Below are 24,436 nucleotides of genomic sequence, written 5' to 3'. Positions count from 1 at the left end.
ACAAGTTACAATCTTTTAACTTATTAAACTTTTTGTTAATTGATTTAACTGCACTACTTTATTTTCAAAGTTTCCTTTAATTGTTTTTCTGAACTTATTTAAATTCTGAACTAATTCATTAATGTCTTCTGGAATTATTTCTTCAAAGAATTGTCGTAATCTTTTTGCTGTAGTTGGTGATTTACCATTGGTAGAAATTGCAATTTTCACATTTCCTTTTGTTACAATACCTCCCATAAAAAAATCACAATATGGTGGATTATCAGCTACATTTACTAAAATATTTCTTTGCTTACAATCTTTATAAACTTGCACGTTTACATCAACATTGTCTGTTGTTGCAATAACCATGTGTTTATTTTTTAAAAAAGAGCTATCATACTTATTAATAACCATTTGTATACCAAACTTATTTGCTAACGCTTGTGTTTCCTCTCTAAAAAATGTAGAAACCATTGTTACTTTAGAATTTGGACTTGACTTTAATAAAAATGTTAATTTCTCTAAAGCTACAAAACCGCCTCCTACAATAAGTGTTTCTAACTGTTTGGTTTTTAAAAAAATTGGATATAATTCGTTTTGTTCCATTATACAGCTATTAACTCTCTTGAATATTCTTCTTTTGCCTTTTTTAAAGCTTCTCTATGTTTTACAACTTCTCCTAAAACAATAATTGCAGGGTTACTTAACTCATTTTCTTTTACAATATTTAAAATAGTATCTACAGTTCCAATACCTACCTTCTCTCTAGAAGTTGTTCCGTCTTGAATTATAGCTACTGGTAATTCATTTTTACCTTCTTTTTGAAATAATGCTACTATTTCAGCTAGTTTCCCCATTCCCATTAACACAACTACTGTAGCTTTAGATTTTGCTGCTAAAGCTACATCGTTAGATAGTTTATGTTCTTTTGTTGTACCTGTAATTACCCAAAAACTTTCTGCGCTTCCACGTTTTGTAACAGGTATATTTTGATATGCTGGTACTGCTAAAGAAGATGAAATACCTGGAACCATTGCTGTTTCTATATTAAAGGCTGCTGCAAACTCCATTTCTTCTGCTCCTCTTCCAAAAATAAAAGGATCACCGCCTTTTAAACGAACTACATGTCCATGAGTTTTTGCTCTTTCAACAATCAACTCGTTTATTTGTTCTTGTTGGTATTTATAACAACCTCTACGTTTTCCTACAAAAATTAATTCTGCATTTGGGTTTATAAAATCTAATAACTCTTCATTAACCAAGGCGTCATACAAAACAACATCTGCAGTTTTTAAAACTTTAATAGCTTTTAGCGTAATTAAATCTACATCTCCTGGACCAGCGCCAACAACGGTTAATTTCGGAATCTTATTATACATTACTTACTGCTGTTTTTCTATAAGCATCAATCTTTTTATAAAATGCTTTCGCATCGTTTAAATAGCTCTCTGCAAATATTTTTGTTGGTGCTTCTTTCTTTATTTGATATACAAAATCTTCAAAACTGGTCTCTAAACTAACTTTATCTGTAGCTATAAAATGCTCTTGAAAGCTAGTAATAATACCTGCTTGTGTATTTGTTTTTACATTTTCTGCAATTAATAATGCTTTTGCTGTATTAACTAAAGATGTATATGAATGATAAATACTGTCAGAAAATAAACCTTCCTTTAATGCTTCTTCTGAATTGGTTATTTTCTCTTCACTTTCAAATAAAAGTGTTGCGATTAAATCAATTACTACTCCTGCACATTCTCCTACTCCAATTGCTTTTACGTAGTTTTCTGAATGTCCCCAATCTATAAAATCACTTGGTACTAAATCACTTGTATCAGATAATTTTTTTAATAAATCGTAGAAATACGTTTTTCCTTGTCTATCGTAATATTCTAAAAAAGTTTCTTTTTCTTGTTGATTTTCAGCAACATTATTTAACAAGACGCGTAATGCTTCTGGTCCTTTTTTACTTGGAATTTTAACTAACTTATCAGAAAAACGACCTTTTCCATCACCTAATATACCTCCTCCTATTAAAATTTGTAAAGCCGGTGCTTGTAAATTACCTACTTTTATAGACATTCCTTGAAAACCAATGTGCGCCATATTATGCTGCCCACATGCATTCATACATCCACTAATTTTAATAGCTATTTCTTTATTGTTTAAATATGCTGGGTACTCTTCTTCTAATACTTTTTCTAACTCAACAGCAATTCCTGTACTACTAGAAATACCTAAATTACAAGTATCTGTTCCAGGACACGCTGTAATATCAGCTGTAGAATTATAACCTGCTTTTGCAAAGCCTAATTTTTGTAATTCTACATAGAAAAAAGGTAACAATTCTTCTTTAATATGACGAATTAAAATATTTTGACGTAATGTTAAACGAATTTCATTTGCTGCATACTTTTTAACTAAATCGGCTAACAATCTTGCTTTTGGAGTGTAAAAATCTCCTAAATGAACTTTAATTCCAATTGCAAATAAACCTTCTTGTTTTTGTTTAATTACATTCGTTTCTTTCCATTTTCCATAAGCATCTTCATCTTCAATTTTTACTGAAGGGATTGCTATTTCTTGAAAAAGTATAGGCTTCTCAAATTCAGTTGTATCTACCTTAAATGTTTTATTCTCTAAAGCATTAACTTCGTCAGAAACTAATTGTAAAAAAGCTTCAACACCTAATTCTTTAACTAAAAACTTTAACCTTGCTTTTGCTCTTTTTGCACGCTCTCCAAATCGATCAAAAATTCTTAAAACACCTTCAATTGTTGGTATTAAAACATCTTCTTCTAAAAAGTCGTAAATAACATCTGCATGTCTTGGCTGTGATCCTAAACCACCACCTAATAAGACCTTAAATCCTTTTTTAGTTACTCCGTTTTCAGTTTTTATTTTTGCAATAAATCCTAGATCATGAATAAAACTAATAGCAGTATCATCATCTGTTCCTGAAAAAGACATTTTAAACTTACGTCCCATTTCTTGACATATAGGATTTCTTAAAAAGAACTTAAACGTAGCATCTGCATATGGTGAAACATCAAAAGGCTCATTTACATCAATCCCAGCTGTTTCTGATGCTGTAATATTTCTTACTGCATTACCACAAGCTTCTCTTAAGGTAATATCATCTTTTTCTAGTTGCGCCCATAATTCTGGCGTTCTATCTAAACTTACGTGATGTATTTGAATATCTTGCCTTGTAGTGATATGTAATCTTCCACGAGAATACTCATCTGAAACGTCTGAAATTCTATGTAATTGTTCGCTAGTAACTTTACCATAAGGTAATTTTATACGAATCATTTGTACTCCAAATTGACGCTGACCGTAAACTCCTCTTGCCAAACGTAAACTTCTAAAACGTTCTTCGTCTATTTTTCCTTCTTTAAAAAGTTGGATTTTTCTCTCTAATTCTAGAATATCTTTTTCTACAATTGGGTTTTCTATTTCGGTTCTAAAACTTTGCATTACTGTATATCTTAAAGCTCGTAAGCGTTACTTTTTAATTATGTAAGAATTTTTGTTTTGCCAATAATTCTTCTTCTGTTTCTACATGGTTGTCATCTGGCACACAACAATCTACTGGGCATACCGCCGCACATTGTGGTTCTTCATGAAACCCTATACATTCTGTACATTTATCAGGTGCTATAAAATAATATTCGTCAGATACAGCTTCTTGTGTTTCATCTGCATCTAATTCAATACCATCTTTTAATTTAACATTTCCTGTTAATGAAGTTCCTTCACTATATTTCCAATCTTCAGCCCCTTCATAAATAGCTGTATTTGGGCATTCTGGTTCGCATGCCCCACAATTGATGCATTCGTCGGTTATTATAATTGCCATACTATTCTGAATTACTTAATAAAGCCAACTCCGGCAGTATTATTTGTTTTTGGGTTGATTAAAATAAAAGTTCCATTTGCTTTATTTTTATCATAAGAATCAAAAAATAATGGTTTACTTAATTTTAAAGTTACATCTCCAATTTCATTTAATGTTAATTGTGATGGATTTTCTTCTGCTCCTGAAAAATCAGTTTTTATAATGGATGATAATGACATGATTTTTGCTTGCACATCGTTTACTCCATGTTTTACATAATACTTATTAGAAGCTTCTAAAGGATCTTTATCCATCCAACAAATAGTTGCATCTAATTCTTTAGCAACTGTTGGTTGTTCATTTGTTTTCACCAACATATCACCTCTACTTACATTTACATTATCTTCTAAAGTAATTGTTACCGAACTTCCTCTTTTAGCTTCTAAATACTCTTTATCAAAGAAGTGAATACTCTTTATTTTAGATGCTGTTGCTGATGGTAATACGGTTACCGAATCTCCTACAGCTAAATCTCCTCCATAAATTTTACCTGCATATCCTCTAAAATCATGATATTTATCTGTTTTAGGTCGTATAACAGTTTGTATAGGAAAACGTGTTTGAGACTTTTCTTGTAAATCTTCAGAAACTAAACCTTCTAAATGGTCTAATAATGTTTCTCCTTTATACCAAGGTGTATTTTCTGATTTTTTAACAACGTTGTCTCCTTGTAAAGCTGACATAGGTATAAAAGTTAATTTTTGACTTTTATAAGAGCTTTTACCTGCTAAATATTCAATTTCATTTTTTATTTGATTAAATTTTTCTTCTGAAAAATCAACCAAATCCATTTTATTAATAGCTATAACTACGTTTTCAACTCTTAATAGTGTATTTATAAAAAAGTGACGGTAAGTTTGCTCAATTACTCCATTACGTGCGTCAATTAACACAATTGATGCTTGTGAGTTTGAAGCTCCTGTAACCATATTTCGTGTATACTCAATATGCCCTGGAGTATCAGCAATAATAAAACTCGTTTTTGGGGTCGAAAAATAAATATGTGCTACGTCAATCGTAATACCTTGTTCTCTTTCTGCAACTAAACCATCTGTAGCTAATGAAAAATCTAAATAATCAAAACCTCTTTGCTTACTTTTTTCTTCAATTGCTTCTAGCTTGTCATCTGTTAATGAGTTAGTGTCATATAAAATACGTCCGATTAAGGTACTTTTACCATCATCTACACTACCTGCTGTTGCTATTTTTAATACATTCATTTTTTTATGCTTTTGGCTCATAGCTATATTTTACTATTTGCCTATATTTAAATTACTAAAGACTAAAATGCTTTAGTTAAATGGAAAATTCACTTTAGTGAATTTTAGAAATACCCTTGTTGCTTACGTTTCTCCATTGCTGCTTCTGATCGTTTATCATCTATACGAGCACCTCTCTCTGATATAGTTGATACTTTAATTTCATCTACAACTGTATTTATATCAACAGCATCAGAAAGTACAGCTGCTGTACAACTCATGTCTCCAACAGTTCTAAAACGCACCATTCTTTCTTCTACCTCTTCATTTTCATCTCTATAAACAACATCGTCTTCTGCTGACCATATTAATCCATCTCTTAAAAAAGTAGCTCTTTTATGTGCAAAGTAAATTGATGGAATTTCAATTTCTTCACTTTTAATATATGACCAAACATCTAGCTCTGTCCAATTTGAAATAGGAAAAACTCGTACATTTTGTCCTAAATCAATTCTTCCATTTAGCATATCAAACAATTCTGGTCGTTGATTTTTTTCATCCCATTGACCAAAATCATCACGAACAGAAAAAATACGTTCTTTTGCTCTTGCTTTTTCTTCATCTCTACGCGCGCCACCAATACATGCATCAAAACCAAACTCTTCAATTGCATCTAATAATGTTTCGGTTTGTAGCATGTTTCGGCTAGCGTACTTACCTGTTTCTTCTTTTACTCTTCCTTTATCAATATTGTCTTGAACGTTTCTAACAATTAATTCAACACCTAACTCTTTTGCTAAACGATCTCTAAATTCAATAGTTTCAGGAAAATTATGCCCTGTATCTATATGCATTAAAGGAAAAGGGATTTTTGCTGGATAAAATGCTTTTTGAGCAAGTCTTACCAATGTTATACTATCTTTTCCTCCTGAAAATAACAATACTGGTTTTTCAAACTGAGAAACTACTTCTCTAAATATATATATGGCTTCACTTTCTAAAGGGCCTACTTTTATTGTTCTTGTACTCATAATAAAATTATTAAATATGTAAACCACACTCTCTGTTACTCTCTACTTTTGTTGGATCAAAATATTTAAACTCGTTTGGTAGTTTATTGTCGCTTAAATACTCATCTAAATCTTTATCTGACCAGTTATAAAAAGGACTTACTTTTAAAATTCCTTCTTTACTAAATGAAATTACCCCAATACTATCTCTAAAAGCTGTTTGCCCTTTACGTAAATTAGTAAACCATATTTCTGGTTGATGTTCAGCCATTGCTCTTTTAAAAGGCTCTAACTTTACTTGTTCTGTAAATTTTTCATGATTTTCATCTTCTACAGAAGGAAGTCCCATAGTTATATTACGATGAGCCACAGTTTGTTTTGGCACATATAAACGAACATTTAAACTCAGCTTATCGATTAACTCTTCTGCATGCTTATATGTCTGAGGGGTATTATAACCTGTATCACACCAAACAACTTTTATTGATGGATTATCTTTAGTTACTAAATGTAAAAGAGCTACCTCGTAAGGTCTAAAATTAGTAGTAATTATTGTTTTCTTGTTTAACTCAAAAACCCATTCTACAATTTCTTTTGGACTTAATTTCTCAAGTCCTTTGTTTAACTCTTCAACATTAAATTCATCTTGTAAGCTCATTATTTTCCCCATTTTATTTTGTTCCAAATTCTCTCGTGAAAGAAATACAAAACCATTTTTGTTATCAACTCTATACTCCCTATAGAAAAAGCTAATGCTAGTTCTCCAGTTATTAACCAAGAAATTAAAACTGTATCAATAGTTCCAATTACTCTCCAACTAACCGATTTAACGAAACTTCTCCATGGATTTTCTGAGTTTTTATCAGATTTATAATTTTTCTTTCTTTCTATTAACTGTTCTAAAATCATTTTTAAATTCTATTCCCTATCGGGTAACTAGGTTTTAAGATTCAACAAATGTATCTATTCATTTTAAATTAAAAAACATTTATTAAAAAAATTAATTTATTAAAACCTTATTTAGAATCAAACTAAATCAGCTAGTGTATTATTTCGAAGTACTTTTAAAGTATTATCTCTAACTTGTATCATTAATTTGTGAACAGAACATGCATCTTCATCAGGACAATCACTACACTTTTCATAGTAATTTAAACTTACACAAGGTAACATTGCTATAGGTCCTTCTAGGGTTCTAATAACATCTGTCATTTTTATTTCTGATGGTTCTTTTAACATATAGTAACCTCCACCTTTTCCTTTTTTAGCTCCTAAAAACCCAGCTTTTCTTAAGGTAAGTAATATACTTTCTAAAAATTTATGAGAAATATTTTCGCTCTTAGAGATCGTTGCTATTTGAACTTTATCTCCTTTTTCTTGCCTAGCAATAAATGCTAGCGCTTTTAAGCCGTATTTTGTTTTTTTAGAAAGCATACTACAAAAATACACTTTTATTTAATTGTTAATTCTCTAAAGCTTGTTTTAAATCATTAATAATATCTACTACATTTTCTAAACCGATAGAGCATCTTACTAACCCATCTGTAATTCTCACTTCTAATCGATCTTCAATACTTAATTTACTGTGTGTTGTAGATGCTGGGTGCGTTACAATTGTTCTTGTATCACCTAAGTTTGCAGACAATGAGCACATTTTAATTGCGTTTAAGAAATTTCTTCCCGCAGTAATACCTCCTTTAATTTCAAAAGCAACAACGTTACCACCTAATTTCATTTGCTTTTTTGCTATTTCATATTGAGGATGCGATTTTAAAAAAGGGTATTTTACTAAATTTACCTTCGGATGTTCTTCTAAAAAGTTGGCTACTTTTAAAGCATTTTCACAATGCCTATCTACTCGAATACTTAATGTTTCTAAACTTTTTGATAAAACCCATGCATTAAAAGGAGACATTGCTGGCCCTGTATTTCTTGAAAATAAATAAATTTCTTTTATTAAATCTTTACGTCCAACAGCTACACCTCCTAAAACTCTTCCTTGTCCATCAATTAACTTAGTTGCTGAATGCAAAACTAAATCAGCTCCAAACTTAATAGGATTTTGTAGGTACGGAGTAGCAAAACAATTATCTATAACCAATAACAAACCATGCTTTTTTGCTATCTCACCTAACAATTCTAAATCAATAATATCTACAGCTGGATTTGTTGGAGTTTCAGCATATAAAATTTTAGTATTTGGTTTAATTAAACTCTCAATTGTATCTACTTCAGTAATATTAAAATAACTAGTTTCAATATTCCACTTTGGTAAATATTTGGTAAATAAACTATGAGTAGATCCAAAAACTGAACGACATGAAACAATATGATCTCCTGCATTTAACAATGCTCCAAATGTAGAAAACACAGCTGCCATACCTGTTGCGAAAGCATAACCAGCTTCAGCACCTTCCATAGCAACTATTTTATCAACAAATTCTGTAGTATTAGGATTTGAGAATCTACTATATAAGTTTTTCTCTTTTTCTTCTGCAAATGATGCTCTCATATCTTCTGCATCATCAAAAACAAAACTAGATGTTAAATATAATGGTGTTGAATGCTCTGAAAATTGTGAACGTTCTGTTTGTGTTCTTATCGCTTGTGTTTCAAAATTCTTACTCATATTTATTATTTTTACTGGTACTACTTATGCAATACCTCTTATATTTTTATGACATTAATGCCTAATTATTATTTTTTGCTAATCGTAATATATCTCCAAAAACACCTCTTGCTGTTACTTTTGCTCCTGCTCCTGCTCCCTGAATTACAATAGGTTGCTCACCATATGATTCTGTAAATATTTCAAAAATAGCATCCGAACCTTTTAAACTTCCTAAAGGTGAAACTACCGGCACAGAAACTAATTTAACATCTAATTTTCCTTTACTTTGCTGTAAATCTCCATGCAAGTCTCCAATATATCGCAACACATGGTTTTCTTTTTGAAGTTCTTTTTCATTTTGAAAATGAGAATTTAATTTATCTAAATTCGCTAAAAATTCTTTTGAAGTAATATCTCTAAATTCATTTGGAATTAAATTTTCAATAGAAATATCTTCAAACTCATTTTCTAAATCTAACTCTCTAGCTAAAATTAATAATTTTCTTGCTACATCATTCCCGCATAAATCTTCACGAGGATCTGGCTCAGTAAATCCACTATCTATTGCCTCTTGTAATACTGTTGAAAATGGTATTTCTTCAGAAGAAAACTTATTAAATAAGTAACTTAACGATCCTGAAAATACACCTCTAATACGAGTTATGTTTTCTCCTGAATCATGTAATAATTTTATTGTATCAATTAATGGTAAGCCAGCACCAACATTTGTTTCATATAAATATGATTTGTTGTTTTTATCTAATGATGTTCTTAATTCTTTATAAAATGAATGCGAAACTGTATTTGCTATTTTATTTGAAGAAACCAAATCAAAACCTGCTTCAACTAAAGGAATGTAATTTTTTATAAAATCACTACTTGCTGTATTATCTACTGCAATTAAATTTTCTAAATGATGCTTTTTTGAATATGCTATAATCGAATTTACTATTGAACTATCATTAGCGCTTTCCTCTAAGTTTTGTTCCCAATTTTCAGCAACTCCATTTTTATTTAGCAATACTTTTTTAGAGTTTGCTATCGCAAAGATATTTAATTGAATTTTTCGTCGTTCTAAAACCGATTTAGAGCTTTCTATTATCTGATTTATTAAAGTACCACCAACTAAGCCTTTTCCAAAAACTGCTATGTTTATTTTTTTTGCTATTCCAAAAACTTGACCATGAATTACATTAAGTGCTTTATGTAATTCATCTTTTTTAACAACAATACTTACATTTTTACCTGAAATAGTATTATTAAATAATAAAGGCACAATTTGGTTCTTTATTAAAGAATTATAAGGGTGGTGAAATTCACTTAAATCTTGCCCTATTATAGAAATTACTGATACATCATCTACAATTGAAATCTGATTTACATCTTTTGTATATAAATCATTTTCAAATTCTTGCTCTAAAACTTTAACAGCTTCTTCTGCTTTATCTTTATCAATTACCAAACCAATACCTCGCTCTGATGAACCTTGTGAAATTATACTTACACTAATTCCAGCATTACTTAAGGCTCTAAATATACGTGCATCGACACCTACTTTTCCTAATAAACCTCTTCCTTCAAAATTTAATAACGCTACTTTATCTAAAACAGAAAGTGATTTTATTCCTTTAGATGTAGATTTAGCTGTAATTAAAGTTCCATTATCTTTTGGATTAAATGTATTTAAAATACGTAGGTTAATGTTTTTTTCTAATAATGGAATAATTGTTTTTGCATGTAGAATATTTGCTCCAAAGTTTGCTAATTCGTTTGCTTCAGAAAATGATAGTTCTTCTATTTTTATAGCATCTGAAACTAAATCAGGATTTGCTGTAAAAATTCCATCTACATGTGTGTAATTTTGTAACTCTTCTGCATCTAAATAATTTGCAATTAATGAAGCTGTATAATTACTACCATTTCTACCTAGTGTGGTTGTTTCACCTTTCAAATTAGAGGCAATAAAGCCTGGTATTATAGCTACTGTATTCTCTTTAAATTGTTTAAAATGATGAATTACATTTTCTTTTGACAATCCTATTATTGGCAAAGCATTACCAAAACTCTCATCAGTTTTTAATAACTCTCTTGCGTCAGTTACGAGCCCATTTACATTTCTTTCATTTAATAATTCTGAAACTACTTTTATTGATAATAACTCACCATGAGCAAGTACTTCATCTTTTATTTTTTCACTGTAATCACCTAACAAACGAACCCCTTCAAATAGCTCTTCTAACCTTAAAAATTCATTAGAAAAATCAACTAATGGTGTTATTTTAGTTTGATAATTTCTAAATAATTCTAAATGTTCTTTATAGGGCTCATCCTTTGAAGCTTTCTCTAGTAAACCTTCTAACTCATCAGTTGCATTACCTCTAGCAGAAACTACAACAGCTATTTTTTCTCCTTCATTAATTTTATCTTCAATAATAGAAACTACATTTTGTATTCCTTCATTAGATAATGATTTCCCTCCAAATTTTAAAATTTTCATTTTTTTATTTTTTGAATTTTTATTGAATATTGGTTCAATAATTTTTTCTAATTGTTCGTATTCTATTAAAAAAGCATCATGACCATGTACCGAATTAATTTCGCTATAGGTTACATTACTATGAATGGAAGCTAACTGTTTATAAGTTTCTCTATTCTCTTCTGCTGTAAAAAACAAATCAGAATTAACTCCTATAATATGAATATTAGCATCTATAGTTTCTAATACTTTTTGATGCACTCTACCTTTTGTGACATCAATCGTTTTTAACAATTGATTCATTAATTTATAAGAAGCTAATTGATACCGCTCTTGTAATTTTTCACCATGATGTAACAACCAACTCTCAACATTAAACACTTGTAAATCTTCATTTTTTGAGCGCTTAAAACGCTCTTTAAAAGAAGTTGGTGTACGATAGCATAACATTGCATGCATACGAGCATCATGAACAGGTTTACTCGAATTTGTTAAAAACTGTTCTTGTATTTGGCAATTTGCAATCAACCAATCAGTAGATTTCCAATCGGTAGCAATCGGAATAAAATGTTCAGTAATTTGTGGTTGCAACACAACCATTTCCCAGGCAATTCCTCCTCCTAAAGAACCTCCAATTAAAGCAAATAATTTATTTATTTTAAGTTCTTTAATTCCTAATAAAAATAATCTTGCAATATCACGAGCAACAAATTTTTTATACTCATCAATTAAAAAACCATCATACCCATTTCCAGGAATATTAAAAGATAAAACAGTGTATGCTTCAGTATTTATTACTTTTTCTTGCCCAACTAGGTCTTTCCACCAACCATGTTCACCGGCAACATCACTGTTACCTGTTAATGCGTGATTAATTAATATTACAGGGGCAGTACCTAATTCTCTTCCAAAAACTTCATAGCTTAACGGAATTTCATCAAAAAAAGCATTGCTTTCAGTACTAAACTTAAGAATATTTATATAAGGTAGATTATCTCTCAATTTGTTATTTTTTTAATATTTAAAACCGAACGATTTACATAGAATTATTTTCTCATTTCAAAAAACTCAAAAACATTCGGTCTTAGACTATTATCTTTTTATATTTTAGAAAATGATTCTTTTAAGTCAGCTTTTAAATCTTCAATATTTTCAAGCCCTACAGATAATCTTATTAAATCTTGCGAAACTCCAGCACTTGCTTGTGCTTCATTACTTAACTGTTGATGAGTTGTACTTGCTGGGTGAATAATTAAAGATTTAGTATCACCTATATTAGCCAATAATGAAAATAGTTTAGTTGTATCAGCTATTGTTTTTGCTGCCTCATAACCTCCTTCTACTCCAAAAGTTACAATACCACTTTGCCCATTTGGTAAATATTTATCAGCTAATTTCTTGTATTTACTACTCTCTAAACCAGGATAATTAACCCAAACTACTTTATCTTGCTCTTCTAACCATTTAGCTAAAGTTAATGCGTTTTCACTATGCTTTTTAATTCTAACTTCTAATGTTTCTAATCCTTGAATAATGTTAAACGCGTTTGTTGGACTTAATGCTCCTCCAAAATCTCGTAATCCTTCTAAAATTAATTTAAAAGTATAAGAGGCTGCTCCTAAAGCCTCATGATATACTAAACCATGGTAACCCGCTGAAGGTTCAGTAAATTCAGGAAAATTACCATTTGCCCAATTAAAAGTTCCAGCATCAATAATTGCACCACCTAAAGAAGTACCTTGACCTCCAATATATTTTGTTAATGAGTGAATTACAATATCAGCTCCGTGTTTAATTGGATTTAATAATGCAGGAGTTGCCACTGTGTTATCTACAATAAAAGGAACCTTGGCTGCTTTTGAATGTATCGAAATAGCTTCTAAATCTAATACATCTAATTTTGGATTTCCTAACGATTCTACAAAGAAAGCTCTGGTATTATCTTGCACAGCTGAAGCAAAATTATCTGGGTTTGAAGCATCAACAAAAGTTGTTGTAATACCTAATCTAGGTAATGTAACGCTTAATAAATTGTATGTTCCACCATATAAGCTACTAGAAGCTACAATGTGATCACCTGCTTTTAACAATGTTAATAGTCCTGTTGAAATTGCTGATGTTCCTGAAGCAAAAACGACAGCTCCGATACCACCTTCTATAGCTGCTAAACGTTCTTGTAAAACTTGGTTTGTTGGATTATTTAAACGTGTATAAATAAATCCAAGTTCTTTTAATGAAAAAAGGTCTGCTGCATGATCTGAATCATTAAAAACATATGATGTTGTTTGATAAATAGGAACTGCTCTTGTACCTCCTGTTTGTTTTACATCATGTCCTGCGTGCAACGCATTGGTTGCAAATTTTTGTGTACTCATTTTTCTTGTTTTTTGAGTTAATAAAAAATTAAAACAAAAGCCAAATGCATCCATAAAATGAATGTACTTACTAGAAAAATGTTATAAAGAATTTTAGTAATTACAGATGAGTAATTACTTTTGAGTTATCTATCCAATTTTAGATAAATGAATCTAAAATTAAGTAGAATTTAGCACCTACTTTGTCTAAAACAAAGGGTTGCTAAGGCTTCACAGGGTCTAATCCCTCCACCTTTCTTGATAACATTGTCAATAAGTTATTGAACTTCGTGTCTGCAAATATTCAATTATAAAAAGTTAATATCCTAATTTATTTTACTTTTTTTTTAAAAAAAACTATTTCTCCTCCTAAACAACCCAATAATCTTAGCGTTTAAGACTTATTTTTTGTGTTTTTATATGTAGAAATACGTTATTTTTTATCATAATAAATATATTACCGACTCTACAATCTAAAAAAAGTAGTCAGACAAGTATAAAATTAAGTAAAAAATTATAGGTAGTTACAACCTCTTTATTTTAGAAAACTAAGTAGTTTCTTGTATCAGTTCTCTAATAAAATAAGATGGCAATATCCCTTGTCTTTTCTTAAAAGCTGCATTAAACGTATTCAAATTATTATAACCTATAGATACCGCTATATAGCTTAATTTGCTTTCTCTAAAATCTTTTTCTTTAAGTAACTTCGTTAATAAATAGTTTATTCTTAACTCATTTATGTAATTACTATAATTAGATTTTTTTTCTTGATTAATTACCTGCGATAAATACTTTGGGTTTGTTTTTAATTCCGCTGCAATATTTCTAAGTGTACAATTTTGATCAATAAAAAATAATTCTTTTTCTAGTTTATTTAATTTATTCAATATAATTGCTTTTACATTGTCATCTATTACATTATTTGTACTTGATTTTGTTAAAAATTGCTCTGACTGATTAACCTCTTGTAAACAATATTTACTTTCTAATTTTGCAATTTTATCACGCATTTCTAATTGAATTTTTGCTAACTCAACTGTTCTTATATACAATAATTTATTTTTACCTTTTACTTTTAAATATGCAAAAACTACTATTAAACTTAAAATAAATATTCCTAATAAAATGCTTATTATCGTTTGGATTTTAGCTTTTTGAGCTTTGTTTTCAAGTGCCAAAATTTTTTGTTTTTGTGTAATCTCTTTTAACTTTCTTTTTGCTTCTAGAATAACAATTTTTTGCTCTTTTTCATTTGTGAAAAGTGAATCTTTAATAGAGTTATGCAACGCTATATACTCGTAAGCTTTAGAAGGATCTCCTTTTTTTTCATGTAAATTTCCTAAAATTTTGCTTGTCGATTGAACTACATCAAAAGCATTAATATCTTCTGCTGCACTTAAACTTTTCTCATAAAATTCTATTGCTTTTATAGTATCTTTCTCTTTTAAATATAACTTAGCTTGTAAAATTAGAGCTCTTGGAATTCTAAATCTAAAATCATTTTTATAATTTAGATTTAAAGCTTTTGATATATAATTTTGAGCTTCATTAAATTGATTATTTGAAGTATAAATATCAGACATATTCATATATACAATACTTTGTATATACCCTCCTGAATGAGGCATTTCACTTTCTAACTTTAAATAGAATTTATAAGTTTTTATAGCTTCTTCTGTATCGCCTAGTTTAAATAAGAGCCTAGCAATTTCATCAATTTTAAAATATAGGTATTGAACTTCTTCAATTTTAATTATATAGTCTAAACCTTTTAAACAATGATTTAATGCTCTAGAATAATTTTCATTTCTTAAATAATAATGAAATAATGCACCATGTGCTCTCATTAAAACGTAATCATTATTATCTTTTTCTCCTAAACTTAATAATTTTAAAGATACGTCTAAAGCAATATCATACTCCCCCTTTTCTGAGTAAATGTATGATTTTAAACAAATAACATCTGAATGTAAATTAGGAAAAGTAGCATAATTTGTCGGTAAGTCAATTCTATTTAATAAACTAATCGATTCTTCAAAAGCCCCGTTGACAAACAATAGATAAGCATTGTTACAACTTGCTTCTAATTCACCTTTTTTATATTTTATTTTTGTAGAAAGTTCTAAAGCTTCGTTATTATACTTACTCGCATAACTAATGTTTTTGTATTTATAAAATGTATAAAGATCCAAGAGTACATCTACCTTTTCTCTATCTTCTGTGCTTTCTACCTTATTTAAGAGTACCTTATCAGGTAATTCTTCCTTTTTTAATTTATTTGTTTCATCAATTAAAGCTTTAACTCGCTTAAAATAATCATGTATTGAATCTTTTCTGGTAGTTTGTGAATGAAGCAACAAACTACCATGAAGACATACTATTATCAATAATGTTCTATAAAAAATATTCAATTTGATCTATACTTTTAAATTTACGACTATTGTTATGCAAACTTAGTCAATAAAGCTATTACCTTTTACCCCTCCATATTAATCCAATCTATTCTTTTCTTCTTTATAGACTTCTTATTTTTATTATAAGTAGCTATATATTCTTCATACTCTTTCCATAAATCATCAATATCCTTATTTAAAATTTCTTGTATTGCTAATTTATAACTCCATGGTTTAATAGTTTTTACAGAAGCATTAAACTTATAAATAAAATCATCATCATAAGTATCTACAATCCATTTTAAGAAAAACCCCGAAGAAGTATACCCCGAAAGATATTTATGTTTATCAACTCCCAAATCAGGATGTCTTGTTTTATGATACCCTGCATTAATTCTTACTAAATCTGCTTCTCCTTCCAGAAAAGCAAAATAATCATATCCTCGTTTATATTGATTATCAACAGTTGATGGGCTAAACTGATAACCATGCGTTAATTCATGCCAAAGTACACCATACAGTTCATACTTTACAGCCCCATCTGGTTCATTTTTTAATGCATTTTGAATATATTTTGTACTAAACCAAAGCTCCATAGCTGATCCATTACCTCCTCTAGCAGCCAAAACATTACTCCAATTAAAAGTGAAGTTTACTTTTTCAAAGTCAGGGACTTCGGATATATTACGATACAATTGTTTACAAACACCTAAAGTAACTTCATTAATCGCCTTTTTAAAATCTGGAATTACAGAAATTGCTCTCTTATAACCATCAGAAACCGTATCCGTTGGTGTTAATGTTATCTCAGGGTAATAAAAACCTTTCCACGGGTTTTTAGGGTCATAAACTTTTACTTTTCTTTTTATAAATAAAGTATCTATCCCAAACTTATTTTTTGTAATTAAGGTAACATTATGATTACCTGGTATATTATAAACAACAGTCGGATTTTGTAAATTACTTGTATTAGGTATTCCATTATCAAAAACCCAATGCCAAGTATCTGGTGAATTTGCTGATACATCTTTAAAGTAAATTGTATCTTTTATTTTTGCTTTGGTAGAATTTACTGTGAACTCAGCAACTGGCTCATTAGTTAAAGCAACCAATTCAATCTCTGCTATTTGTAGATAATCGTCTCCAAAAACAGAAGTATGTGAATGTTCTACCTCTAGTTTATACATAGAATATGCCTCCTCATTACTTTTTAAAAAATATTGATTAGTTATACCTCTTTTTTTAAACTTTTGATTATTTTTTTTATCTAAAATCTTCCAAGAAACACCATCTATTGATCCTTTTAATGTCCAATTTTTAGGATCTCTCCCTGGAGCATCATTAGCCGAGGTAATCGCATACTTTTTAAGTACTGATTTAGCTTTATTTTTTACAATTATTATATTCTTAGGTTTATTAACCAAAAACTTGGTATTTCTATCTGTATCAAATACCTTTTTTAAACTTTCAGTTTTACTAAAACTTGATTGCTCACTTTTTATTATCGTTTGTTCATCTACAATATTTTTATAGCCTTGTTTAAATGGATTTACATTTTTACTTTTGTTTTCACATCCTGCAAAAACAATGGATAGCATAGCTATAAGCAAAGTAATTTTTTTCATTTGTTTAAATTTTATTTTTTTATTCATAAAAAGTGAAGGTTATTTTATTTTTATATTTTGAATGCACAGAAAAGTTTATATTTTTTTTAGCAAAAAAAGATTTATTATCATTACTCTTCAGCTAATTAATAAATTGTCACTTACTAATACTTTAAATATTTTTAAACTTATCGTTTACTATAAAAAGAAGTTATTGGAATTTCTTGTCTTTCAAAATTAGGTCCTCGCCAAAATGCAGATATACCAATATTATCAGAGCATTGAAAATACTTAACTTCAAATCGATGTAATCCTTTAGATAGAATTATATCATTTTTTTGAGTAAAACTAAAAGACTTTCTACCATCACTTTCAAATAACTCTTTTCCATCAATTAAAAGTTGAGCTCCATCATTTGCTGCTATTTCAAAATTATAAGTTCCTGATTTAGGAATATCAATATAACCTTCAAAATAAAAACCGATCCATTCATCACGTAATCTTTTAGAAATGTTAACATTATTAATCGTACCTATACATATTGGTTTCTCTCTTGAAAAATCATAAACCGAGCGAAAAATACCTTCGTAGTAATTATAATTAAGCCCTTGTATCAATTCATTTTTATCTATATCACTAACTGGTTTTTGCTTTTCTAATGTATAAGTCGCAGTATAACTTGGATTTAAACTGTTATGAAAAGCTTTTACTTTTACAGTGGTACTTTTATTAATTTTAAAAGGTTTTGTAAAATTTTCACTCTGTTTTGATGGATCTGAACCATCTGTGGTATAAAAAATTTCCGCACCCTTTGTATCACAATCTAAATCAATAATCAAATCAGTTAAAAACACATTGTGATCAGATTTTAGGTATGGAATTTTAACTATTTTTTGAGTATCAGAAAGTAGCCAATATTCTTTTTCTGTAGCCCATTGTTTATTTGGTTTATTAGTCATTTCAAAAATCAATTCACCTCCTTTTAAAATATCTTCGTGCTTTAAATAAGAGTATGGATATGGATTTCCATTTAAAGTTAAAGAAGAAAAATAAATATTTTCTTTTGAAGCATTATTTGCCTTAATAGTAAATTTTTTGCCATTATCTAAATTAAGAGTAGTCTCTGTAAAAGTTGGACTACTAATAACGTAATACGGGCTTCCTGGAGTTACAGAATAAAAGCCCAAACTACTTAATACATACCAAGCAGATATTTGACCTGCATCGTCGTTACCACATAAACCATCTGCCTCAGATGTATATAACTTGTTTAATATCTCATGAACTTTTTCTTGTGTTTTCCATGGTTTACCTACATAATTATACAAGTAAGCAATATGATGGCTTGGCTCATTGCCATGTGCGTACTGACCAATTAAACCAGAAACGTCTGAATCTTCTTCTTCCTGTTTTGAATATGCATTAAATAAATTATCTAACCATTTATCAAATTGTTTCTCCCCTCCTACTAAGTTCACCATGGTAGCTATGTCATGCGGAACAAAAAGGCTGTATTGATATGAATTTCCTTCGGTAAAATTAAAATTATATGTTTGTCCTACTGAAGTTGGATCAAAATCTTCATACCATTTTCGATCAGAATACCTAGGGCGCATGAAATTAGTTTCCGCATCAAACAAGTTTTCAAAAAAACGTGCTCTTTTAGAGAACTCTTCATAAATTTTAGTATTCCCAATTGCTTTTGCCATTTGGGAAATACACCAATCATCATATGCATATTCCAATGTTTTTGAAACGGATTGGCTGCTTTTATTTGTAGGTACAAAACCTAATTGAGTATAATAATTAATACCTCTTTTTTCTACATTTGCACTGGCAACCATGGCTTCTAGCACTTTATTTGCATCGACATTAGTAATTCCTTTTACATAGGCATCAGCCATCACAGAAACCGCATGATAACCAATCATACAACGCGTATCATTCCCTGCTAATTCCCACATAGGAAGTTCTCCAAATTGTTCATACTTTTTTTGAAGAGTTACTACAATATCTCTAGTAACCTCAGGCTCTACAATAGTTAATAAAGGGTGAAGTCCACGAAAAGTATCCCAAAGTGAAAAAACCGTATAGTTATTAAAATCATCTGCAATATGAATACCATCATCCATACCTCTGTATTTCCCATCTACATCACTATATAAATTTGGCGTTAAAAGACTATGATATAATGCAGTGTAAAATATTTCTTTTTTATCTTCATTCGTATCAGTAATCGCTATTTTGCTTAATGATTTATTCCATATTTCTTTAGCATCCTTCTTTACTTTGTTAAAATTCCAATTAGCAAATTCAGCATCTAAATTTTTTTTAGCGCCTTCAATACTAACCGCAGAAAGAGCTACTTGTACTAAAATTTCACTATTTGAGGCATCAAAATTTAAAGCCGCTATTATTTTTTTATTTTTGAACTTTTTTCCTTCTGAAGAAGTTGTATTTCCATGAAGAACTTCATAAGAAACAAAAGGCTTTGAAAACTTAGCTACAAAATACTGTCGTTGATTCCCTGCCCAAGCTTTTGATCTACGATATCCAGAAATTTCAGTATCACTTATAATATTAAACACTGCTTCAATAACAGGATCCCTATGCTCTAAATCTATAATAATATGAGCAGCATCGGTTTCTGGAAATGTATATCTATGTACACCTGTTCTTAATGTAGTAGTTAACTCAGCTTTTACATTATAATCATCTAAAATAACACTGTAATACCCTGGAGAAGCAGTTTCATTTTCATGTTTAAACTTAGAACGGTATCCTGCTTCAGTATTTTCAATAGTTCCTGTTTCTTTATGAATTTTACCAGTTGTTGGCATTAATAAAATATCACCTAAATCAGGAACTCCTGTTCCAGATAAATGTGTATGTGAGAAGCCAAAGATAGATGCATCTGTATAATCATAACCCGCACATGTAGGCCAGCTTGTGTGATCGTTTCTCGTATCTGGACTTAATTGTACCATACCGAAAGGCAATGTAGCTCCTGGATAAGTGTGCCCAGGAGATTTTGTACCAATAAAAACATCTACATAATCTACAGGTGTTTTTGTACTATCTTTTGTACAAGCTATTATTAAGATAACCGCAAGACTTAAAACTATTTTTTTCATCAGAATAATGGTTTTTTGAATAACTTCTCATTGTACTTTTTTATTTTTTAGGTTTATTTCCTAAATGAAAGGTAATAGTACCTCCTTCTATAATATCCTTGTGACGTAATATAGATTCAGTAATTTCCTTTCCATTAATGACTACTTTTTGTACATAAATATTTTCTTTATGCTGATTTTCGGTTTTTATAGTTAATGTTTTACCATTATTTAAATGAATAATTGCTTCTTTAACAAGCGGACTACCTAAAGCATATTCAGGAGCTCCTGGAGTTACAGGGTAAAACCCTAAAGAGCTAAAAATATACCAAGCACTCATTTGACCTGCATCATCATTTCCACATAAGCCCTCAACTGTTGGAGCATACATAGTATTCATGATCATACGAACACGTGCTTGTGTTTTTTCAGGATACCCTGTCCAATTATATAAATAAGGAATATGATGTCCTGGTTCATTACCATGCACATAATTACCTATAATACCATCACGTGTAATATCTTCGTGGTTTGCAATATATTTTTCTTCTATTTCCATGGTAAATAAAGAATCTAATTTTTTTGCAAAACGTTCTTTACCTCCCATCATACTAATCATTTTGTTAATATTTTGCGGTACATATAACCCATAATTCCATGCATTTCCTTCAATAAAACCTTGTCCATGTGTATCCATTGGATCAAAGTTTTTTCTAAAAGTACCATCTGCTAATTTTGGACGCATAAAACCAATTGAAGAGTCATACACATTTTTATAATATTCTGAACGTTTTCTAAATTCATCTTCAACAGAAGGTGCATTTACTTCTTTTGCCATTTGCGCAATACACCAATCATTATATGCATATTCCAATGTTTTTGAAACCGAAGAACTACTTTTATCATCTGGTACATATTTATAATCCATATAATCTCCTAAACCAGCAAAATAACGCACTTTTGCTGTGTTTACAGAAGCTTGTAATGCTCGTTTATGATCAAAATCACCAACGTTTTTAGCCATAGCATCAGCAATAACTGATGTGGCGTGATATCCTATCATACACCAATTTTCATTTGCGTAATGACTCCAAATAGGCAGCATATTATGAACACTTTGATCATGATGTGCTAGCATAGATTTTATCATATCATTATTACGTTCTGGTTGTGTAATGTTGAATAATGGGTGTAAGGCACGGTAAGTATCCCAAAGTGAAAAAATTGTATAGTTAGTAAAACCTTCAGAAGTATAAATATTTTGATCCAAACCTCTGTATTTCCCATCTACATCTTCATATAGTATTGGAGAAAGATTGGAATGATACATCGCTGTATAAAAATTTGTTTTATCTCCTTCTGTTAAAGAAGTAACTTCTATTTTTGAAAGTTCATTATTCCATTTAATTTTGGTTTCTTCTTTCGTTTTATTAAAATTCCAATGCGGTATTTCAGCTTCTAAATTTTTTAATGCACCATTGGTACTTACTGGAGAAAGAGCAAACTTAATATTAATTTTCTCACCTTCTTCTGTATCAAAATTAAAATAGGCTCTGATATCTTTTCCTGCCATCTCAGGAAAATTTTCACTTTGATTAAAACGTCTGTAAAAACCGTCATATGTTTCTTTGTTATACTTTTTATGACCATAACTTTTAAAAGGTTTTGAAAACTGCATTGCAAAAAACACTTTTTTAGTTCTTGCCCAACCTTTAGTTTGTCTATAACCAGTAACTAAAGAATCGTTTTCAACACGAATAAATGTCCATACATTTTTATTATCATGATGATATACATTATACACCATGTCTAAAATAATATGAGCATCATCTGATTTAGGGAATGTATATTTATGAAAACCAACTCGTTCGCTAGAAGTAAGTTCTGCTTTTATTCCGTAACTATCTAAATCAACTTTGTAATACCCAGGAGAAGCTTCTTCTTTATCGTGCGAAAAAGCAGAATAAAAGCCTTTTTTACCTTTTACTGTTTTTAAAGGTTCAAGAACTAAATCTCCAGTAGTTGGCATCACTAAAAAATCTCCTAAATCGGCATGCCCTGTACCGCTAAAATTGGTATGTGCAAAACCTACAATCGTAGAATCACGATGTTGATAACCTGCACAATATTCATAAGTTTCAGCGTTGTATTTTCCGTTGTCATGAAACATCACTTCAAAATTGGTTTGTGGACTTAGTTGTACCATACCAAATGGCGCTGTTGCACCAGGAAACACATGCCCCATTTTACTCGTACCAATAAAAGGATTTACATATTTTGTGTAATCTGTTTTAGGCTTACTTGCAATGTTTTCTACTTTTTCTTTCTTACATGAAAATAAAGTTGACAATAATAGTGTGAAAATTACTGTTTCTTTAATTTTTGATAAAATCATAGTACTCATTAAAATTTTGATAAGATTTTTGTTGTTTTTTTTAAATAAAAAACAACACCCTTACGGAATATTGTCTCTTAAGATAATAACTAATTCAAACGCTAATTTAATACCCCGAATTTTGTTTAACCATCCATTAAAATTTGAATGGATTCAATTTCGTTAGGTCTCATTGATTTAATCCTGAAAATGTAGGATTACCATCAATAGCAAATAAAGGATCATTATTTTTTTATCGCTTCAAAACCTCTATCCCCTAATTGTTATGCAATAGTAATTCCAGACTCTTGACCTTCTAACAATTGCTATACACTTAAGTGATGTTACTCGAATGTGTCCAAACAACTTCTAGTTTTTCATTTCTAAAACTCAATGCTCTTTAATTTTTTTGATATTGTCTCGTCATCGAAAGTATATTAATCTATATAAAATAACTAATTGAAAAAAAAAAGTACTCTAAAATTCATGAATTTTAGAGTACTTTTTACTTTTTAACGACTTACATGTAAATTCTTAGATCAATTTGCTATTGATCTAATGAAACTTTAATACTTATTGACTAGTCTTTTTTAAAAATTTTGAAACAAGTTTTTTCTAAAATTTCTAAATGAACCACATTATATAAATAATGTTTAAACTAAACGTTTGGAAGTACGTTTAATTTGTAAGAATATCAACATGTATTACATTATTTTATTTAAGGGAAATTTAAAATTTCGATGTAAAAACTTAAAGTCACATCTATGGGAATGAGTGGTGATTTAGAAATTGCTATTGAAGAAGGAGCTACAATCGTACGAGTAGGAACTGCTATATTTGGCGAACGTATTTATCCTGATAGTTATTACTGGAATGAAACGACATGATAAACCCAAAAATCTATCGTCAAAATATATTAAGTAGGAATACATCTATTTAAACCACATCTGCCACATTGATATAAACCTAAAATGAACAGCTTTAAATGCATTTATTAGTCAGCTATAATCACTATTATATTACTCAAACAATACTTTAGTAAAAGTACTTAATGACAGATTCTTATAAATTCAACTCTTATTAAAACAACATTCTCATACCCCTTAGATTGGTAGTTTTATTAAATACTAATTGTTTGTTTTGATTTCAATTTAGCGCAAAAAAAACCTCAATCTAGTTATAGATTGAGGTTTAAAAGAAAGGCAACGACCTACTCTCCCACCATTGGCAGTACCATCGGCGCAAATGGGCTTAACTTCTCTGTTCGGGATGGAAAGAGGTGAGCCCCATTGCGATAATCACCTTAAATCGTTCAGTATATTTCAACTGTATAAGTTAACATATTAGTAAAATCATATCGTAAATTATCAAAAGAGTTTGCGTCCCGACCCGAAGGTCGGGAACTATACATAAGCCTATGGG

The 24,436-nt window shown here is 29.8% G+C and carries 16 protein-coding genes, 1 rRNA gene, 1 pseudogene and 1 riboswitch; of the genes and pseudogenes, 1 reads left to right on the top strand and 17 read right to left on the bottom strand.

Annotation, left to right across the window (positions count from 1 at the left end; all coding sequences use genetic code 11):
* Nucleotides 1-15: 15 nt before the first annotated feature.
* The 16 genes from H518_RS0105800 to H518_RS0105725 all read right to left on the bottom strand — a co-directional run bounded on the left by H518_RS0105800 (nucleotide 16) and on the right by H518_RS0105725 (nucleotide 23,035).
* Nucleotides 16-588, bottom strand: a complete 573-nt coding sequence (locus H518_RS0105800) for a precorrin-2 dehydrogenase/sirohydrochlorin ferrochelatase family protein (protein ID WP_028888189.1) — start codon at nucleotides 586-588, stop codon at nucleotides 16-18.
* Nucleotides 588-1,361 (bottom strand): uroporphyrinogen-III C-methyltransferase, encoded by a 774-nt coding sequence (cobA, locus tag H518_RS0105795; RefSeq protein ID WP_028888188.1) that lies wholly within the window; start codon nucleotides 1,359-1,361, stop codon nucleotides 588-590. Before cobA ends, H518_RS0105800 begins: the two co-directional genes overlap by 1 nt.
* Nucleotides 1,354-3,459 carry a HEPN domain-containing protein gene (locus H518_RS0105790; RefSeq protein WP_028888187.1) on the bottom strand — a complete coding sequence of 702 codons (2,106 nt, stop codon included), beginning with the start codon at nucleotides 3,457-3,459 and terminating at the stop codon, nucleotides 1,354-1,356. Before H518_RS0105790 ends, cobA begins: the two co-directional genes overlap by 8 nt.
* A 34-nt stretch (nucleotides 3,460-3,493) precedes the next feature.
* A complete protein-coding gene (locus tag H518_RS0105785) occupies nucleotides 3,494-3,841 on the bottom strand; it encodes a 4Fe-4S dicluster domain-containing protein (RefSeq protein WP_028888186.1) in 348 nt (115 codons plus the stop codon).
* An 11-nt stretch (nucleotides 3,842-3,852) separates the two neighbouring features.
* Nucleotides 3,853-5,100, bottom strand: a complete 1,248-nt coding sequence (locus tag H518_RS0105780) for a sulfate adenylyltransferase subunit 1 (protein ID WP_028888185.1) — start codon at nucleotides 5,098-5,100, stop codon at nucleotides 3,853-3,855.
* 104 nt (nucleotides 5,101-5,204) lie between these two features.
* Nucleotides 5,205-6,110 carry a sulfate adenylyltransferase subunit CysD gene (gene cysD / locus H518_RS0105775; RefSeq protein ID WP_028888184.1) on the bottom strand — a complete coding sequence of 302 codons (906 nt, stop codon included), beginning with the start codon at nucleotides 6,108-6,110 and terminating at the stop codon, nucleotides 5,205-5,207.
* A gap of 10 nt (nucleotides 6,111-6,120) precedes the next feature.
* Nucleotides 6,121-6,747 (bottom strand): phosphoadenosine phosphosulfate reductase domain-containing protein, encoded by a 627-nt coding sequence (locus H518_RS0105770; protein ID WP_028888183.1) that lies wholly within the window; start codon nucleotides 6,745-6,747, stop codon nucleotides 6,121-6,123.
* The gene (locus H518_RS0105765) at nucleotides 6,747-6,998 is read right to left on the bottom strand and encodes a DUF2061 domain-containing protein (RefSeq protein ID WP_028888182.1); all 252 of its coding nucleotides are present in this window, start codon (nucleotides 6,996-6,998) and stop codon (nucleotides 6,747-6,749) included. Before H518_RS0105765 ends, H518_RS0105770 begins: the two co-directional genes overlap by 1 nt.
* A gap of 117 nt (nucleotides 6,999-7,115) precedes the next feature.
* A complete protein-coding gene (locus tag H518_RS0105760) occupies nucleotides 7,116-7,523 on the bottom strand; it encodes an RrF2 family transcriptional regulator (RefSeq protein WP_028888181.1) in 408 nt (135 codons plus the stop codon).
* A gap of 28 nt (nucleotides 7,524-7,551) precedes the next feature.
* Complete coding sequence (locus H518_RS0105755; protein ID WP_043706603.1) at nucleotides 7,552-8,718, bottom strand: trans-sulfuration enzyme family protein; 1,167 nt, start codon at nucleotides 8,716-8,718, stop codon at nucleotides 7,552-7,554.
* A gap of 61 nt (nucleotides 8,719-8,779) precedes the next feature.
* Entirely contained in the window at nucleotides 8,780-12,178 is a 3,399-nt protein-coding gene (gene thrA / locus H518_RS0105750; protein ID WP_028888179.1) for a bifunctional aspartate kinase/homoserine dehydrogenase I, read from the bottom strand.
* 98 nt (nucleotides 12,179-12,276) lie between these two features.
* A complete protein-coding gene (locus H518_RS0105745) occupies nucleotides 12,277-13,551 on the bottom strand; it encodes an O-acetylhomoserine aminocarboxypropyltransferase/cysteine synthase family protein (RefSeq protein WP_028888178.1) in 1,275 nt (424 codons plus the stop codon).
* 122 nt (nucleotides 13,552-13,673) lie between these two features.
* Nucleotides 13,674-13,798: riboswitch (SAM riboswitch) on the bottom strand.
* Nucleotides 13,799-14,078: 280 nt separating this feature from the next.
* The gene (locus tag H518_RS0105740) at nucleotides 14,079-15,941 is read right to left on the bottom strand and encodes a helix-turn-helix domain-containing protein (RefSeq protein WP_155995170.1); all 1,863 of its coding nucleotides are present in this window, start codon (nucleotides 15,939-15,941) and stop codon (nucleotides 14,079-14,081) included.
* A gap of 65 nt (nucleotides 15,942-16,006) precedes the next feature.
* Nucleotides 16,007-17,548: a basic secretory protein-like protein gene (locus H518_RS0105735; protein ID WP_162143105.1), complete on the bottom strand. Its 1,542-nt coding sequence runs from the start codon at nucleotides 17,546-17,548 to the stop codon at nucleotides 16,007-16,009.
* Nucleotides 17,549-17,715: 167 nt separating this feature from the next.
* The gene (locus H518_RS19325; protein WP_043706600.1) at nucleotides 17,716-20,661 is read right to left on the bottom strand and encodes a GH92 family glycosyl hydrolase; all 2,946 of its coding nucleotides are present in this window, start codon (nucleotides 20,659-20,661) and stop codon (nucleotides 17,716-17,718) included.
* Nucleotides 20,662-20,701: 40 nt separating this feature from the next.
* Nucleotides 20,702-23,035, bottom strand: coding sequence for a GH92 family glycosyl hydrolase (locus H518_RS0105725; protein ID WP_043706613.1), 2,334 nt, complete (start codon nucleotides 23,033-23,035; stop codon nucleotides 20,702-20,704).
* Between the two features lie 740 nt (nucleotides 23,036-23,775).
* Here H518_RS0105725 and H518_RS20775 point away from each other — a divergent pair.
* Nucleotides 23,776-23,901 (top strand): annotated as a pseudogene (locus H518_RS20775) (YggS family pyridoxal phosphate-dependent enzyme); the annotation flags it as partial.
* Nucleotides 23,902-24,211: 310 nt separating this feature from the next.
* On the opposite strand, the gene rrf reads toward H518_RS20775, so the two are convergent.
* Nucleotides 24,212-24,320, bottom strand: a 5S ribosomal RNA gene (gene rrf / locus H518_RS0105715).
* Between the last annotated feature and the right edge of the window lie 116 nt (nucleotides 24,321-24,436).

The sequence above is a fragment of the Tenacibaculum ovolyticum DSM 18103 genome, from assembly GCF_000430545.1.
Taxonomy (GTDB): domain Bacteria; phylum Bacteroidota; class Bacteroidia; order Flavobacteriales; family Flavobacteriaceae; genus Polaribacter; species Polaribacter ovolyticus.
The sequence above is the reverse complement of the archived record's forward strand: the minus strand, read 5'-3'. Positions and strand labels throughout refer to the sequence as shown.

Excerpts from the sequence above, each read along its gene's own strand:
- H518_RS0105800 (WP_028888189.1), bottom strand. The coding sequence starts at position 588 with ATGGAACAAAACGAATTATATCCAATTTTTTTAAAAACCAAACAGTTA.
- cobA (WP_028888188.1), bottom strand. The coding sequence starts at position 1,361 with ATGTATAATAAGATTCCGAAATTAACCGTTGTTGGCGCTGGTCCAGGA.
- H518_RS0105790 (WP_028888187.1), bottom strand. The coding sequence starts at position 3,459 with ATGCAAAGTTTTAGAACCGAAATAGAAAACCCAATTGTAGAAAAAGAT.
- H518_RS0105785 (WP_028888186.1), bottom strand. The coding sequence starts at position 3,841 with ATGGCAATTATAATAACCGACGAATGCATCAATTGTGGGGCATGCGAA.
- H518_RS0105780 (WP_028888185.1), bottom strand. The coding sequence starts at position 5,100 with ATGAATGTATTAAAAATAGCAACAGCAGGTAGTGTAGATGATGGTAAA.
- cysD (WP_028888184.1), bottom strand. The coding sequence starts at position 6,110 with ATGAGTACAAGAACAATAAAAGTAGGCCCTTTAGAAAGTGAAGCCATA.
- H518_RS0105770 (WP_028888183.1), bottom strand. The coding sequence starts at position 6,747 with ATGAGCTTACAAGATGAATTTAATGTTGAAGAGTTAAACAAAGGACTT.
- H518_RS0105765 (WP_028888182.1), bottom strand. The coding sequence starts at position 6,998 with ATGATTTTAGAACAGTTAATAGAAAGAAAGAAAAATTATAAATCTGAT.
- H518_RS0105760 (WP_028888181.1), bottom strand. The coding sequence starts at position 7,523 with ATGCTTTCTAAAAAAACAAAATACGGCTTAAAAGCGCTAGCATTTATT.
- H518_RS0105755 (WP_043706603.1), bottom strand. The coding sequence starts at position 8,718 with ATGAGTAAGAATTTTGAAACACAAGCGATAAGAACACAAACAGAACGT.
- H518_RS0105745 (WP_028888178.1), bottom strand. The coding sequence starts at position 13,551 with ATGAGTACACAAAAATTTGCAACCAATGCGTTGCACGCAGGACATGAT.
- H518_RS0105735 (WP_162143105.1), bottom strand. The coding sequence starts at position 17,548 with ATGAAAAAAATTACTTTGCTTATAGCTATGCTATCCATTGTTTTTGCA.
- H518_RS19325 (WP_043706600.1), bottom strand. The coding sequence starts at position 20,661 with ATGAAAAAAATAGTTTTAAGTCTTGCGGTTATCTTAATAATAGCTTGT.
- H518_RS0105725 (WP_043706613.1), bottom strand. The coding sequence starts at position 23,035 with ATGATTTTATCAAAAATTAAAGAAACAGTAATTTTCACACTATTATTG.